Source organism: Mediterraneibacter sp. 210702-DFI.5.30 (genome assembly GCF_020560115.1).
GTDB classification, from domain to species: domain Bacteria; phylum Bacillota; class Clostridia; order Lachnospirales; family Lachnospiraceae; genus Mediterraneibacter; species Mediterraneibacter faecis.
Map to the genome: position 1 here is coordinate 1 of NZ_JAJCME010000234.1, position 221 is coordinate 221.

The following is a 221-nucleotide window of genomic DNA, read 5'->3' on the forward strand; positions in this document are numbered from 1 at the left end:
CAATAAGCCATTTTGCAGATACATTGGCATCAGATACATGGCCGAAAGAATAATACCAAAATCAAGCATGACCAATACAGCACCAATCGTAAATGCCTTAACCTTGAAAACGCGCAAATTTAAGATTGGCGTTTCAAGCTTCAATTGGCGAATTACATAGGCAATCAATACCAAAATCCCAACTGCAAACGAGCCTAAGACTGGCCAAGAACCCCAGCCAT

Annotated in this window: 1 pseudogene; it reads right to left on the minus strand. The window is 41.2% G+C overall.

The window, feature by feature from the left end:
• A pseudogene (locus LI126_RS15390) lies at positions 1-221 on the minus strand (hypothetical protein); the annotation flags it as partial.